This window comes from Achromobacter insolitus (assembly GCF_002209555.1).
Taxonomy (GTDB): domain Bacteria; phylum Pseudomonadota; class Gammaproteobacteria; order Burkholderiales; family Burkholderiaceae_B; genus Achromobacter; species Achromobacter insolitus.
In genome coordinates, this window is sequence record NZ_NJIF01000002.1 from 943,750 (window position 1) to 957,090 (window position 13,341).

Below are 13,341 nucleotides of genomic sequence, written 5' to 3' on the forward strand. Positions count from 1 at the left end.
CTCAGGTCTCCTGCTTCTTGAGAAGCAGCGCCGAGGCGCCCAGGATGACGGGTATGGCGATCAGCAGAGGCCAGAACGAGCTTTGCAGGTTGGAGAAGTCCAGGGCCTTGCTGAAGACGCCGCGGCTGATCGTCAGCATGTGCGTGGCCGGGTAGATCTGCCCGATCAGGCGGCCGGCGCCTTCCAGCGACGAGACCGGGTTGAGCAGGCCGGCAAACTGCACGGCGGGGACCAGCGTGCCTATCATGGTGAAGAACAGCGCCGCAATCTGGCTGCGAGTAAACGTGGAGGCCAGCAGGCCGATGGCGGTAGCCACCACGTTGTAGATCAGGGCGGCGGCCAGCAACGTCAGGAAGCTGCCGGTTATGGGAACGCCGAACAGCGTTACGGCCAGCAGGGCCATCAGCAGGAAATTCAGCATGGCCAGCGCGACGTAGGGCGCCTGCTTGCCCAGCAGGAACTCCAGCCGCGTCACGGGGGTGACATACAGGTTGATGATCGAGCCCAGCTCTTTCTCGCGCACGACCGCCAGCGCCGTCAGCATCGCCGGCATCATCAGCAGCAACAGCGGAATCACGGCGGGTACCATGGCGGGCAGGCTGCGCACGTCCGGGTTATAGCGGAAGCGAGTTTCGATACTGACGGGCAGGGTGGCGCCCGTGCCCAGGCGCTCGCGCGCCTGTTGCATCAGCCATCCCTGGTGCATGCCCAGCACGTAGCCGCGGATGGTCTCGGCGCGTTGCGGCATGGCGCCGTCGATCCAGACGCCGATCTGGGCGCCGTTGCCGCGCTCGGCATCGCGGGCAAAGCCCTGTGGTATTTCGATGGCCAAGGACAATTCCCCGCTCCGCATGCGCGCATCCATTTCCTCGTAGCTGGAAATCGGTGGGTGTTCGATGAAATAGCGCGAGCCCGCCAGGTTAAGGCTGTAGTTTTGGCTCAGGCCGGTCTGGTCGCGGTCCATGACCGCGTAGCGCAGGTCCTCGACGTCCATGCTGATGCCAAAGCCCATCACGAACATCAGCAGCAGAGATCCCGCCAGGGCCAGCGTGGCGCGCACCGGGTCGCGACGCAGCTCCAGCGATTCGCGCCACATATAGCTCAGCATGCGCTGCAGGCTGAAACCGCGGCGTTCTGGCTCTTCAGTGGAGGCGGACGCCAGGGCCGGAGCCGTGTCGGTTGCCGTGTCTTCCGGCTTGGTGCCCGCGCCGGCGTCGATCAGGTAGGCGATGAAGGCTTCCTCCAGCGTCTTAGCGCCGCGCATGCGGGTGATCTCATCCGGCGAAGCGCTGACCAGCACCTTGCCCGCATGCATCAGCGACATGCGGTCGCAGCGCTGGGCTTCGTTCATGAAATGCGTGGAGATAAAGATGGTGACCTGGTCCTGCCGCGCCAGTGCGATCAGCAGTCGCCAGAAATTGTCGCGGGCCACGGGGTCCACGCCCGAGGTCGGTTCGTCCAGGATCAGCAGTTCCGGCTTGTGCACCATGGCCACGGCCAGAGATAGTCGCTGGCGCACGCCCATGGGCAGGTTCTCGGGCAGGGTATCCAGCACTTCACCCAGGTCGAAGCGCTGCGTCATCTCGTCCACGCGCGCCGGGATATCGGACTCCGGAACGTGGAACAGGCGCGCATGCAGCACCAGGTTCTGTTTCACCGTCAATTCGCCATACAGCGAGAACGCCTGCGACATATAGCCCACGCGGCGGCGCGTATCGATGTTGCGGGGATCGACTTCGGCGCCGAAGAGCCACGCCTGTCCTTCGCTGGCGGGCAGCAGCCCGGTCAGCATTTTCATCGTAGTGGACTTGCCGCAGCCGTTGGATCCCAGGAAGCCGAATATCTCTCCTTTTCGGATGCGGAAGTTGACGTGGTCCACCGCAACGAAGTCACCGAAACGCATGGTCAGGTCGCGTGCTTCGATGGCGACCTCGGCGTCCTCGTCGATCGCCAGTGGCACGATTTCCACAGGCTTGTGGCCACGCCGCTTTTCTTCCGGCAACAGCGCGATGAAGGCGGCTTCCAGCGAATCCGCGCCGGTGCGTTGCTCCAGTTCGGCAGGCGTGCCCGTGGCCAGTACCCGGCCTTCGTCCATGGCGATCAGCCAGTCGAAGCGTTGCGCCTCGTCCATGTAGGCGGTAGCAACGATCACGCTCATGCCGCTGCGCTCCCGCCGGATCTCGTTGATCAGGTCCCAGAATTGCGCGCGCGCCAACGGATCCACGCCCGTGGTCGGCTCGTCCAGGATCAGCAGATCGGGGTCGTGGATCAGCGCGCAGCACAACCCCAGCTTCTGCTTCATGCCGCCGGACAGCTTGCCAGCGGGACGCGATAGGAAGGCGGACATACCGGTGCTGCGAGTCAGGCTGTCGATGCGACGGCGGCGTTCAGCTTCGTCGTGGCCGAACAGGCGGCCGAAGAACTGCAGGTTTTCCTCGACCGAGAGGGTGGGATAGAGGTTCTTGCCCAAGCCCTGGGGCATGTAGGCGATGCGTGGGCAGACGGCGTCGCGGTGGCGGCGGCTGGCCATGTCGCCGTCCAGCACGTTCACCTTGCCTTCCTGCACCGCGCGCGACCCCGCGATCAGGGCCAGCAGGCTGGACTTGCCCACGCCATCCGGGCCGATCAGCCCGACCATGCGGCCGGCGGGTATGTCCAGCGTGATGCCATTCAGCGCCACGGTCTTGCCATAGCGCAGGCTGACGCCGGACAGCGTCACCACGGGCGCGGTGTCCGGGGAGGCCATCAGGGCACCTTGACTTCAAGGCTGGCGGGCCATTGCGCATCGGGATCGAGCTTCAGCCAGGCGACGCCGGGCAGCCCTGTCTTGACCTGCTTCAAGTGACGTTGCAGCAGTTCGGGGCTGATCTGGGCCTTGACGCGGAACATCAGCTTCTGCCGTTCGCTGGCCGTTTCCACGGTCTTGGGCGTGAACTGCGCGGTGCTGGCCACGAACGACACCTTGGCGGGGATGACGTATTGGGGCGCGGCATCCAGGACGATGCGCACGTCCTGCCCCAGCGCCACGCGGCCTGCCGCCTGTTCGGGCAGGAAGAACGTCATGTAGACGTCGGACAGATCCACCATGTTCAGCACCTTGCCGCCAGCCCCCAGCACTTCGCCGGGTTGCGCCACGCGGTACTGCACCCGGCCGTCGCGCGGCGCGCGCAGTTCGCTGTCGGCGATGTCGGCTTCGATGCGGGCGATGGTGGCCAGCGCCGCAGTGACGGCGGATTGCGCGCCGACCTCGGCGGCACGGGCGGCGTCGATGGCAGCCTGCGCGGCGTTCACCTGCGCGCGGGCGGCATGCACCGAGGCCTGGGCGCTGCGCACGCGGGCGCGGTCGTCGTCCAGCTCCTGGATGGACGAGGCGCCTTCCTTGGATAGTGTTTCCGAGCGTGCCAGGCGGCGGCGCGCGGCGTCCAGTTCGCTTTCGCGCTGGACCACGACGGCTTCGGCGGCCAGCTTATCGCTCTCGCGCTGCGCGACCTGCGCGCTGGCGCTGGCTGCGCCATTGACGGCTTGCTGGTGCTGGGCGCGGGCTTCCTCGCGCTGCGCCTGCAAGGTGTCGATCTGCATGCGTGCCAGCGGCTGGCCGGCGGCGACGAAATCGCCTTCGACCGCCAACACTTCCTGCACGCGTCCCGCCAGCTTGGCGGCCACGTCGATTTCGGTGGCTTCGATGCGGCCATTGCCGCTGACGAACCCTACGCCCGGGCCGTTGTCGGACAGCAACCGCCAGCCGTAATAGCCGCCGGCGGCAACCGCCAGGGCGATCAGGACGGGGATCAGTTTTCGGGTGGGCAGGGACATCGGGAATCCTTGGTTCTTGGTTTATCGGGGGCTGGCGCCCTGGATGGGGACGGACGCGGTCTGGGCGGCGGCTGGAGCTTGCGTTCCGCCGCCCAGCGCCGCATACAGCCGGACCCGGCTGGACAGCAGCGCGCGACGTGTCTGCGCGAGTTTCTGCTGGGCCGCCAGCAGATCGCGTTGCGCGTCCAGCACCTCCAGATAGGGCGAGGCGCCATGGTCATACCGCAGCTGCGCCAGGCGGGCGCGTTCGCTCTGCGCCGCCATGGTCGCGCGCAGCACGTCGACCTGCTCGGCCAGCCAATAGCGGGCCGACAGCGCATCGGACACGTCCTTGAACGCCGTCTGTATGGTTTCTTCGTAGGCAGCCACCGCCTGGTCGCGACGCGCTTCGGTCAGCTCCAGGTTGGATGAGCGACGGCCGGCGTCGAAGATGGGCAGATTGATGCTGGGCGCGAAATTCCAGGCGCGGCTTGCGCCGGAGAACAGGCCGTCCAGTTCACTGCTGGCGGTACCGAAGGCACCCGTCAGGGTGATGGTGGGCAGAAAGGCAGCGCGAGCCGCGCCGATGTTGGCGTTGGCGGCCTTGAGCTGGTGCTCGGCGGCGACGATGTCGGGGCGGTTGACCAGCAGGTCCGAAGGCAGGCCAGCCGGCAGTTCACGCATGACGGCGCCATCGTCCAGGCGAGCGGGCAGCCTGGGCAGGTCCAGCGGGGCTCCCACCAGCAGTTCCAGCGCACTGGCCTGCGCGGCGCGGGTCTGTTCCAGATCCGCGCCCAGCGCCTTGGCTTGCTGCCACAGCGTTTCGACCTGGGTCAGATCCAGTTTCGAGATCGCGCCTTCCTCGAAACGGCGGCGGAAGATGCGCAACGACTCTTCGCGCGAAGCAATGGTTTCGCGGGTCAGCGCCAGGCGCTCGTCCAGCTCCCGCAAGGACAGATAGCTGTCCGCCACTTCCGCGACCAGGCTCAGCGTGGCGGCACGGGCGGCTGCGTCGGAAGCCAGGTAGTTCTGCAGCGCGGCGTCTTTCAGGCTGCGCACGCGGCCCCAGAAGTCCAGTTCCCAACTGGCCATGCCCAGGCCGACCTGATACTGGCTGGAAACCAGCGGTTGCCCGGTGAGGTTCAGATCGCCCGGCACGCGCGAGCGGGAACCGTCTGCCTGTATGCCCACGGTGGGGAACTGGTCGGCGCGCTGGATGCCATACAGCGCACGGGCTTCCTCCACGCGCAGCAGCGCGCGGCGCAGGTCGCGGTTGTTGTCCAGCGCCGTGGATATCAGCGTTTGCAGCACCGGGTCCGGGAAGTAGGTCCGCCAGCCGATTTCGGCTGCCGCCGCGGCTCCCGCTGCCGCGGCTTCAGGATTGGGGGCCGAGTAGGCGGCCGGCACGGGCAGGGCGGGGCGGTGGTAGTCGGGCGCCATGGAAACGCAGCCGCTGGCCAGCAGCGCAAGCAGGGCTGCGGGTACGAAACGCGTGGCGATCGTGGCCGGAAACGGGCGGCATGTCATGCGGGGTCTCTCCAGCGCGGGGGGCCGGGTGCGTCCCTGGGCAGGCAGGCTTGTGGCGCCGCCTTCGGGGCGCACCCGATACCGGGTTGATGCTTGTAGGTATTGTGCGGCGCGGCGGCTGAGCATTCCTTGACCAGGATCAAAGTAACGACTGACTGGTCGGTTTTTAATGAAACCCATTGCACAGGAGCAGAGGGATGGTCATGCAGCGCCGTCGTCTTCCTCCGGCAGTGCGCGTCGGGCAGATCCTCGACGCCGCGCTCCAGGAGTTCTCGCAGGCGGGCTATGCCGGCGCCAGGATGGATGACATCGCGCTGCGGGCAGGCCTGTCCAAGGGCGGACTCTATGCGCATTTCGACAGCAAGGAAGCCGTCTTCGAAGCCCTGCTGGCGCGCCACCTGAGTCCCTCGCGACTCGATATCGAGGCCGTGGTGGATGGCGCGCAGTCGCCGCGCCATCTGGCCGAGCGCATCGTCAACCATCTGTACGTCAGCCTGGGCAATCCGGCCATGATCAGCACCATGCGGCTGCTGCTGGCCGAAAGCGGCCGCGTCCCCCATCTGGCCGCGCGCTGGCGGCAGGAGACCGCCGAAGCGCATCAGGCCGACATCGCGCGGCTTCTGGAGCGCGCGCGGGCTCGCGGCCTATGCGCCGACTGCGTGGCGCTCAAGCACCCCTGGCTGCTGCTGTCGCCCATCGTCCATACCCTGGTCATGTCCGTGCTGCTGGGGCCAGGCGAACGCCTTGATCTGCCCGAGCGGCGGCAGGCGCATGTGGCGCTTATCTGCGAACTGCTGCGCGCAGGGCCCGCGTGACGCACGCGCGCAGAGTTCCTTGACGCTGCGCCCGCCTTGGTGTCCTATCCAGGTTGGTCGCGTGGCGGCCATGCACGACCTACACGGCGAGGTGACATGGCGACATCGGGAGTGACGAGCGGCGCATCGCCCTGGCGTTATCTGCCAGTGGCACTGGCATTGGTTATTCCCATCCTGGCCTGTGTGGGCTGGACCTGGCTTCAGGCTCACAACGAGCAGCGGCTCGCCGGTGAAACGGCCGCGCGCATCGTGCGCGCCCAGACCCAGAACATTCTTTCACAATCGCGGGACATGCTGGGGCGGGTTGCGGAGCTTGCTGGCAAGCCGTGCGCCGAGGTGCTGCCGGCGTTGCAGCGCTGGGGCACGCTGAACCCGTATTTCCGCTCACTGGTCCTGGTCCGCGACAAGCGCGTCTATTGTTCATCGGCCGTGGGGCCGGTGGATGCCTCGCTCGACGATTTCAGCAAATGGAAACTCAATGTCGTCTCGGAGTACTGGGAGATCTCAGTGGCCGGCACGTCCCTGGCGCCGGAGCGCCCGGCCATCCTGATGGGCAAGTCCGGTGCTGACGGCCGCGGCGGCATCATTGTGGTGGACGGCCGTTATGTGCAGGACCTGTTGAATGCCGTTGCCACCATGGACGACCTGCAGCTGGAATTGGTCGTGGGCAGGAACGGCGCGCCTATCCGCAGCGACTCGTGGGGCGGCTCGGCAGCGCGCGCCGTCCCGTTGCGACACGAGAAAACGGACCAGGCCGGGGCGGGAGGGATCAGGGTCAATGTCCTGGCTCCGCCGGAGATCCTGGTGCTCGCGTGGTCGCGGTCCATGGCGACGTATCTGCCGGTCGCCCTGCTGCTCGGGTTCGGGCTGGCCGTGGGCACGCATCGTTTGCAGGTCAGCAGGCGATCATTCAAGGAGCAGTTGCGTCGCGCCATCCTCGCGGACGAGTTCCTGGTGCACTACCAACCCGTATATGGGCAGGCCACGGGCCGTTGCGAGGGCGTGGAGGCGCTCATGCGCTGGGAGCGGCCAGGTATCGGGCCGGTGCGCCCGGACGTCTTCATTGCCGCGGCCGAGGCCGAGGGCATGATCATTCCCCTGACCCAGCATCTGCTGGCGTTGATCGAACGCGACATGCGCGCCTGGCCCACGCCGCCGGATTTTCATATCGGCGTGAACATCGCGGCCGAGCATCTGTCCAGCGTGGAACTGCTGTCCGATGTGCAGGCCTTTGCTGTCAAGGTCGCGGCCAGGCGGCCGCTGGTGGTGCTGGAAATAACCGAGCGCAGCCTGATCACGGACAATGGCCAGGCGCGTCGCAATATCGACGCCTTGCGCGCCCAGGGCGTGCGCGTGGCCATCGATGACTTCGGCACGGGCCATTGTTCGCTGTCGTATCTGCAGAAGTTCCCGGTGGATTACCTGAAAGTCGATCAGGGTTTCGTCCAGGCCATCGGGCCTGCGGGCGAAGAGGCGCCGGTGCTGGACGCCATTATTACGCTGTCGCACCGCCTGGGACTGGCGGTGGTGGCGGAGGGCGTGGAAACGCCGTATCAGTTCGACTACCTCAAGGCGCGCGGCGTGGCGTTCATCCAGGGCTATCTGTTCGCGCGGCCCATGCCGTCTGCCGAGTTCGTGCGCTGGTACGCCGGCCATGAGCAACCGGGCGCCGCGGCTTAGTCTTCAGGCGTTTTTTCCGCTCGGGGTGGCCTTGGCGAAGAACAGATCGGTGATGCTCTGGCTGTCCATGGGTTCGCCGTTGATGGCGCGGGCCAGCAATTCGGCGCCCAGCAGCTGCACCGAGAACACCAGGTCGGGATTGACCCGGCGGATCTTCTCCAGGTGCTTGCTGGTGTTGACGAGCGCGACAGTCTTGGCGCCGTCTTCTCCGGCCGCTTCCTTCGCGGCCAGCACGATGAACGCGTTTTCCGCGTCGTCATCGCGCAGCGCCAGCACATAACGGGCGCGCGTCACGCCCGCGTTGTGCAGCACTTCCACGCTGGAGGGGTCGCCTTCGATCAAGTCTGTGGCTGCGGGATATTCCTGCGGCACGCCGGCAGGCACGATGACGGTGACTTCGTCGCCGCGCCGGCGCAAACCGTCGTAGACGCTCATGGCCAGGGGCGTCGCGCCCGCGATGATGATGTGATTTTTGCGCATGGCGGTGGAGAACCTGCCTTTGACCAGCCGTTTCAGATTGCCGCCGATCACCGGTCCGGCGATCGCGCTGATGGAGGTGGCGAAGATAGTGATGCCGAGAATGATAATCGACGCGGTGAAGAGCCGCGCGGTCCCGGTGTGCGGGGTGATGTCACCGTAGCCCACCGTGGACATGGACACGATGGAAAAGTACAGCGCGGTGGTGGCATCCGTGATGGGCGGGTTGAATTCATTGCCCAGGTAGAGCGTGCCGAAGACCGCATAGATCAGCAAGGAAAGCATGCTGACCAGGGCGAACAAGGAGCCCGCGGTGACGCTGGCGCGGTCGAAGCGGCGCCAATAGGCGATCAGCGCGATGACGAGAACCAGCGTATAGATCCCCAGGCCGGCGCGGCCGCTGTCGCCCATGATGGCGAATGTGCCGACACCGATAAGCAGCACCAGCGAAAACGCCCACGCGATGCGGGCCTTGAGGATCAGCCCGAGCGCAATGACCTGCAGTCCCACGCCCAGCACCAGGCGCGGTATTTCCAGCAGGCCGACCACGCGCATCACCTCGTGCCAGTTGTCGATGGCAAGCCAGAAACCATATTCGCGCGCGCGGACCTCGCGCAGCACGGGGTGCATGAAAGCATATCCGTCCAGGGCCACCAGGATGGCCAGGCACCAGTTGGGCGGAAAGAGTGCCAGCACCTTCCGGAGTCGGCGCGCGAGGGGAACGGGCAGTGTGGGCATGAGGTTTGGCGGGAACGCGTCCCAAGTCCTTTGCCGGCATTGTAGGGGGCATGCCGCCCTATACCATTTATGTATGGAAGGCTATCAACAAAGAATTACTGCATTCCTGCCCGAGGTCCTAAACTTCTTGCATCACGCGGCTATCCATACGGAACGCCGCTGATAAGGGCGGGACGCCCGCTGTTTTACCTGGCGGACGAATCGCTCGGCGTTGATCACGTCGCAGCCTGTGCAGGGACTAGAGACCCCGCTCGGGTTCAACGGTCTGACCGTACGTGAGCAGTATGAGGCACGAATGTTGGAATCGCGTGATCCAGGTAGTAGGCATCAGTGCCGGCTGATGACTCCAGGTTCACGTGTTGTTTTAGCGCGGCGTCTTAACCTTTCGAGGCAGCGCCGCGTTTTTTTCGTCCGGCTGCCGGGCCCGTTGCGGGCCAGGCGTCAATTGGACGCGCTCGCGTCCGCCGTCTCGCGGCGCCAGTCGTCCTGGGCCTCCTGCCGGCTCTCTTCCCCCGTTACCCGAAAATCCAGGTCCAGCGTGATATCCGCTGCGAACATGTAGCCCCAGCCATGCACGGCGCGGATCGGCAACGTCATCTGGTTGGCCGCCGCCTTGCGCCGCAAGCGGCTGATCATGACGTCCACGAAGCGACGCCGCGTGATGCCGCTATCGGCCTCGTCCGAGCCGTCCGCGTAAAAGGCATCGCGGCTGACCTTGCGGTCGGGGGCGTTCACCAGCCGCGACAGGAAGTCGCGTTCGCCTGTGGTCAGCCCGAGAGTCCGGCCCGAAGGGCTGATGAGCGTCCAGCCTTTGTTCGTCAGGCGCCAGGTTTCATGCATGGGGTCATCCGCGGAGTGCCCGTCGGACGCCGCATCGGTGCCATCCAGGCCTACCGCGCGTCGCACCAGCGCCTGCAGCGCCGCCGCCAGTTCCAGTCCGGATACATCCGGCGGCAGGCACGCGTCCGCGCCGCATAGCAGCGTGCGGATGCGGCTTTCCGCATCGGTGAAGGCGGCGATCGCGACGATGCCCAGGCTGCGATCCACCGCGCGCAGACGGACCGCGGCGTTGTGGATGTCTGGCAAGGGCGCCTTCAGCACTACCAGCGGGCTGGGGTGATGGGAGTATCTGTCATAGACGTCCGCCAGATCGTGGCAGCGGCGGACGTTGAAGCCCAGGTGCGACAAGGCTTCGATGAGTCCTGCGTGCCTGGCGCCGTCATGGACCAGAAAAATGACATCCAGCGTGTTGTTCATTGATGCTTCCAATGGGGGGCAGGGTATGGCCGCTGTGCCTGATGCCTAGGCGTGGCGTTGCGTGTCATGCCCCTCTCCCCGTGCTGCGCGCCATGACGCGAGAGCGCCGGACGGTGTTGTTCGGATGGGCGCGTGGCCGGGGGTTGTGCCCCTGGTTCATGCCTTCGCCGATGGCCGCCCATGCTTCGATGCTGCTTGGAAGTCACGCCCGTGTTTCATTTGAACACGGGCGTGTTTTTTTGTGAAGATACGTTTCTGTAGTTTCTGACAGTAACAGAAACCCTGGGCAGGGCGCCATGGAAACACTTGAAATCTTGTCCGTTTCGATGTTTCCGCCGTGGAACCATTATGTATCGCCGATACATTATTTTCGATTTTGAATACTTCAAACGCCATAAACTTGCGCAGGTTTTTCACCTCGGGGGGCGTTCAGGCGCCCGCGCCGACAGCCGCGCAGCAATGCTGGCGCGGAAATGCAAGTCAATGATAGATATGATTTTTTCCGTGGCGTGGCAGCGCGGCGCCACGAGCTTTTCCCACATGCGGCGCATGTGTTGGCAGCCAGTTGACGCGATTTGAGGATTAGCCCGGCAATCGTGGGCGTAATCCGTTTATTTGGCGTCAGTCTTGAGATGTTTTAATCAAATAAATAAATTCTTATTAATGTCTCGGGTTGATCGATTGGACACGTTTAGCCATCGTCTGCGCAACGCAAGAATGCTTCAGGGATGGACTCAAAAGGACTTGGCGGCCGCGAGCAACCTGTCGCAAAGCGCTATCGGCAACTACGAAAGCGGGCAGCGCCGCAGGCCGTCGAGCGATGCGCTTATCAAGCTGACCCGGGCCTTGTGCGTTAATCCCATGTGGCTCAGCACCGGCGAAGGGCCGATGCTGAATCCGGGTCCCGACGGTGCCCAGTCCGGGACTGAGCACGCGGGGCTGCCTGCCGCCTGGCCTTTCGAATCCGTCTCCTACGCCACCTATGCCCGCCTGAGCTCGCAGGAAAAACGGCAGATCGAACAAGTGCTGGCCGCCTACATCAAGGCGCGCGGCGAATAGATCCCAGAGGTTGCGCGGGCGCGCTGGCGGGACGCCGCCGGGCGTCGGCGGCGGGCGCCAGCGCCTCGTCGTCGGTGCGCAGGCGGCTGCGCAGGCGTTCCACGGGATCGGCGATCACACTATTGAGCAGGGCCGAGAACGCAATGGTGCTCGTGATAACCAGGGCCGAGAACAGCAGCGGCTGGTCTAGGTGCGCGTCTTCAAGCATCCACGTGAAGAACATGATCACCAGCGAGTGGCAGATATAGATCGGGTAGCTCAATTCGCCGATCGCCTTGTCCAGCCTGTGGCGCGACTGAAACAGGAAGGCCAGCGGCAGCAGCGCCGCGAACAGCAGCACCGCCAGGCCGTCGCGTATGTTGTGGTTCATGGCGATCGAGAAATGCAGCACACAGTACGCTGCGAGGACCGCAGTGCCGATCTCGGGCAGGCGCGTGATGCGCTGCGTCCAGGCCTTGTAGCGCGGCAACAGCACCTGGTGCGACAGCGAACCAAGCAGGAACAGCGCCAGCTCCGTCGGAAAGAACCGGTAGGTCCATGGATCGCTCAAGCCGACACCGCTGGCGATCAACACGCCGCGCAGCGCCAGCGATGCGGCCAGCAAGGCGAGCAGCCTGCGCGGTGAGCCGAGGATGAAGGGCGCAACCAGGTAGAAACTCATTTCCACGCCCAGCGTCCAGGCCTGAGGCACCAGCAAGCCCTCATAGAGCGGTACTTCGCTGTGCGCGAAGCTGCCCGTGAACTTCAGCGCGGAATGCTCGATGCCGAAGAACATGAGCCAGTCCTGGCCCATGATGAAAATATTGGAAAGCACCAGGAACAGCTCGGCGCTGAAGGGCAGGGCGTCGTAGATGCGGAAGAACGCGCCGCCGCTCATCACGTGGGCCGCAAGCGTCAGCCCCGCAACGGCCAGGTAGATCGGAAACAGGCGCAGGAAGCGGTTCGCGTAGAACTTGCCCACCGCGCCTTGGTAGTGATCGGTGGCGGTGAGCACGTAGGAAATCAGGAATCCCGAAATGACGTAGAACAGTTGTACCGCGAGGCGGCCTCCCACCAGATGATCTGTGTTGCCCCCGCCCAAGTGGTCCAGCACTACCGACAATGCCAACAACGTTCTCAGAAAGCCCATCGCCGTGTCTCCCCGGATTGATCTTTTTCTTGGCCCCAGAGGGGGCCGGACACCTGCGCCTGCGGTCGTTGCAATCGGTTCCCGTGCCCCGCGTGCCGGCTTGACCAGGGTGACGATCTGTACTGATTCTGCGCGTCGGCGTGCAGCGCCGCCATGGGGCTTTCGATGCAGCAAGGCCATGCAATTGGAGCGTGGCGGCCGCATGCCGTGCTGCTTTTGGATACCGCTTATGGGCTTAGGACATGCATGCGCGGCCGCAAGGCCGGTTACAGTCGGGGTATGGAAATTGATGGAGTTCCGTACATGCCTAAGCTCTTGTCCACGCGTAGCCGTTTGTTTGGCCTGGCTCTGCTTGCCGCGGCCCTGGCCGGTTGCGCCGGATCCACGGGTGGCGCGCGTCCGCAAGGCGCCGCCGCGGCCAACGCTGCCAGCAGCGCGGATTCGCTGGCTCAGACCAGCTGGGAACTGGTGCGCTGGACGCAAGCGGGCGGCGCGCTGCGCGACATCCCGCATGGCGACAACGGCGAGCCTGTGCGCCTGACGTTCCTGGCGCAAGGCAAGCAGTACCGCGTCAATGGTTTTTCCGGATGCAACCGCTACATGGGCACCTACAAGCTCGACAGCGGCAAGCTTTACATCGACGCGCCGGCCGCCACGCGCATGGCCTGCCCGGCGCCGGAGCGTGCCCGCCTGGAAGCGGATTATCTGCGCGGCCTGGCGTCGATCGACACTTTCTCGCTGGATAACGGCGGAGCGCCGCGGCACCTGACCTTCAATCTGCGCGGCGGCGACGTGTTGGAATTCGAGCGGCGCCAGGACCCTCCTACTCCTTGATCCGTAGGGCTTGACGCCTGTCCAAGCGTGTCA

Annotated in this window: 10 protein-coding genes; 4 read left to right on the forward strand and 6 right to left on the reverse strand. The window is 65.1% G+C overall.

The genetic code is table 11. The features are described from left to right. Nucleotide 1: 1 nt before the first annotated feature. Genes rbbA through CEY08_RS09785 form a run of 3 tightly spaced genes read right to left on the reverse strand, consistent with a single transcriptional unit; the run spans nt 2 to nt 5,319 of the window. The gene (rbbA, locus tag CEY08_RS09775; RefSeq protein WP_076815604.1) at nt 2-2,746 is read right to left on the reverse strand and encodes a ribosome-associated ATPase/putative transporter RbbA; all 2,745 of its coding nucleotides are present in this window, start codon (nt 2,744-2,746) and stop codon (nt 2-4) included. Then, complete coding sequence (locus CEY08_RS09780) at nt 2,746-3,813, reverse strand: HlyD family secretion protein (RefSeq protein ID WP_076815602.1); 1,068 nt, start codon at nt 3,811-3,813, stop codon at nt 2,746-2,748. The genes rbbA and CEY08_RS09780 overlap by 1 nt, the downstream gene beginning before the upstream one ends. A 21-nt stretch (nt 3,814-3,834) precedes the next feature. Next, complete coding sequence (locus CEY08_RS09785) at nt 3,835-5,319, reverse strand: efflux transporter outer membrane subunit (RefSeq protein ID WP_076815600.1); 1,485 nt, start codon at nt 5,317-5,319, stop codon at nt 3,835-3,837. A gap of 197 nt (nt 5,320-5,516) precedes the next feature. Between CEY08_RS09785 and CEY08_RS09790 the strand changes: the two genes are divergently transcribed. Beyond that, a complete protein-coding gene (locus CEY08_RS09790) occupies nt 5,517-6,134 on the forward strand; it encodes a TetR/AcrR family transcriptional regulator (RefSeq protein ID WP_063959986.1) in 618 nt (205 codons plus the stop codon). Between the two features lie 96 nt (nt 6,135-6,230). Further along, a complete protein-coding gene (locus CEY08_RS09795) occupies nt 6,231-7,814 on the forward strand; it encodes an EAL domain-containing protein (protein ID WP_063642871.1) in 1,584 nt (527 codons plus the stop codon). Between the two features lie 3 nt (nt 7,815-7,817). Here the strand turns inward: CEY08_RS09795 and kch are convergent, their stop codons facing one another. Further along, nucleotides 7,818-9,029, reverse strand: a complete 1,212-nt coding sequence (gene kch / locus CEY08_RS09800) for a voltage-gated potassium channel protein (RefSeq protein WP_076815598.1) — start codon at nt 9,027-9,029, stop codon at nt 7,818-7,820. A 441-nt stretch (nt 9,030-9,470) separates the two neighbouring features. After that, a complete protein-coding gene (locus CEY08_RS09805) occupies nt 9,471-10,286 on the reverse strand; it encodes a response regulator transcription factor (RefSeq protein WP_063959985.1) in 816 nt (271 codons plus the stop codon). A 663-nt stretch (nt 10,287-10,949) separates the two neighbouring features. Here CEY08_RS09805 and CEY08_RS09815 point away from each other — a divergent pair. After that, the gene (locus CEY08_RS09815) at nt 10,950-11,345 is read left to right on the forward strand and encodes a helix-turn-helix domain-containing protein (RefSeq protein WP_082884769.1); all 396 of its coding nucleotides are present in this window, start codon (nt 10,950-10,952) and stop codon (nt 11,343-11,345) included. On the opposite strand, the gene CEY08_RS09820 is transcribed toward CEY08_RS09815, so the two are convergent. Beyond that, entirely contained in the window at nt 11,326-12,474 is a 1,149-nt protein-coding gene (locus CEY08_RS09820; RefSeq protein ID WP_042795194.1) for an acyltransferase family protein, read from the reverse strand. The two genes, CEY08_RS09815 and CEY08_RS09820, sit on opposite strands and share 20 nt — an antisense overlap. Nucleotides 12,475-12,777: 303 nt before the next feature. On the opposite strand from CEY08_RS09820, the gene CEY08_RS09825 reads away from it, so the two are divergent. After that, on the forward strand, nt 12,778-13,308 hold the full coding sequence (locus CEY08_RS09825; protein WP_076815594.1) for an META domain-containing protein: 531 nt from the start codon (nt 12,778-12,780) through the stop codon (nt 13,306-13,308). Nucleotides 13,309-13,341: the final 33 nt, after the last annotated feature.

Bases quoted from the DNA above. Each gene is read 5' to 3' on its own strand.
- rbbA (WP_076815604.1), bottom strand. From the start codon at position 2,746: ATGGCCTCCCCGGACACCGCGCCCGTGGTGACGCTGTCCGGCGTCAGC.
- CEY08_RS09780 (WP_076815602.1), bottom strand. From the start codon at position 3,813: ATGTCCCTGCCCACCCGAAAACTGATCCCCGTCCTGATCGCCCTGGCG.
- CEY08_RS09785 (WP_076815600.1), bottom strand. From the start codon at position 5,319: ATGACATGCCGCCCGTTTCCGGCCACGATCGCCACGCGTTTCGTACCC.
- CEY08_RS09790 (WP_063959986.1), top strand. From the start codon at position 5,517: ATGGTCATGCAGCGCCGTCGTCTTCCTCCGGCAGTGCGCGTCGGGCAG.
- CEY08_RS09795 (WP_063642871.1), top strand. From the start codon at position 6,231: ATGGCGACATCGGGAGTGACGAGCGGCGCATCGCCCTGGCGTTATCTG.
- kch (WP_076815598.1), bottom strand. From the start codon at position 9,029: ATGCCCACACTGCCCGTTCCCCTCGCGCGCCGACTCCGGAAGGTGCTG.
- CEY08_RS09805 (WP_063959985.1), bottom strand. From the start codon at position 10,286: ATGAACAACACGCTGGATGTCATTTTTCTGGTCCATGACGGCGCCAGG.
- CEY08_RS09815 (WP_082884769.1), top strand. From the start codon at position 10,950: ATGTCTCGGGTTGATCGATTGGACACGTTTAGCCATCGTCTGCGCAAC.
- CEY08_RS09820 (WP_042795194.1), bottom strand. From the start codon at position 12,474: ATGGGCTTTCTGAGAACGTTGTTGGCATTGTCGGTAGTGCTGGACCAC.
- CEY08_RS09825 (WP_076815594.1), top strand. From the start codon at position 12,778: ATGCCTAAGCTCTTGTCCACGCGTAGCCGTTTGTTTGGCCTGGCTCTG.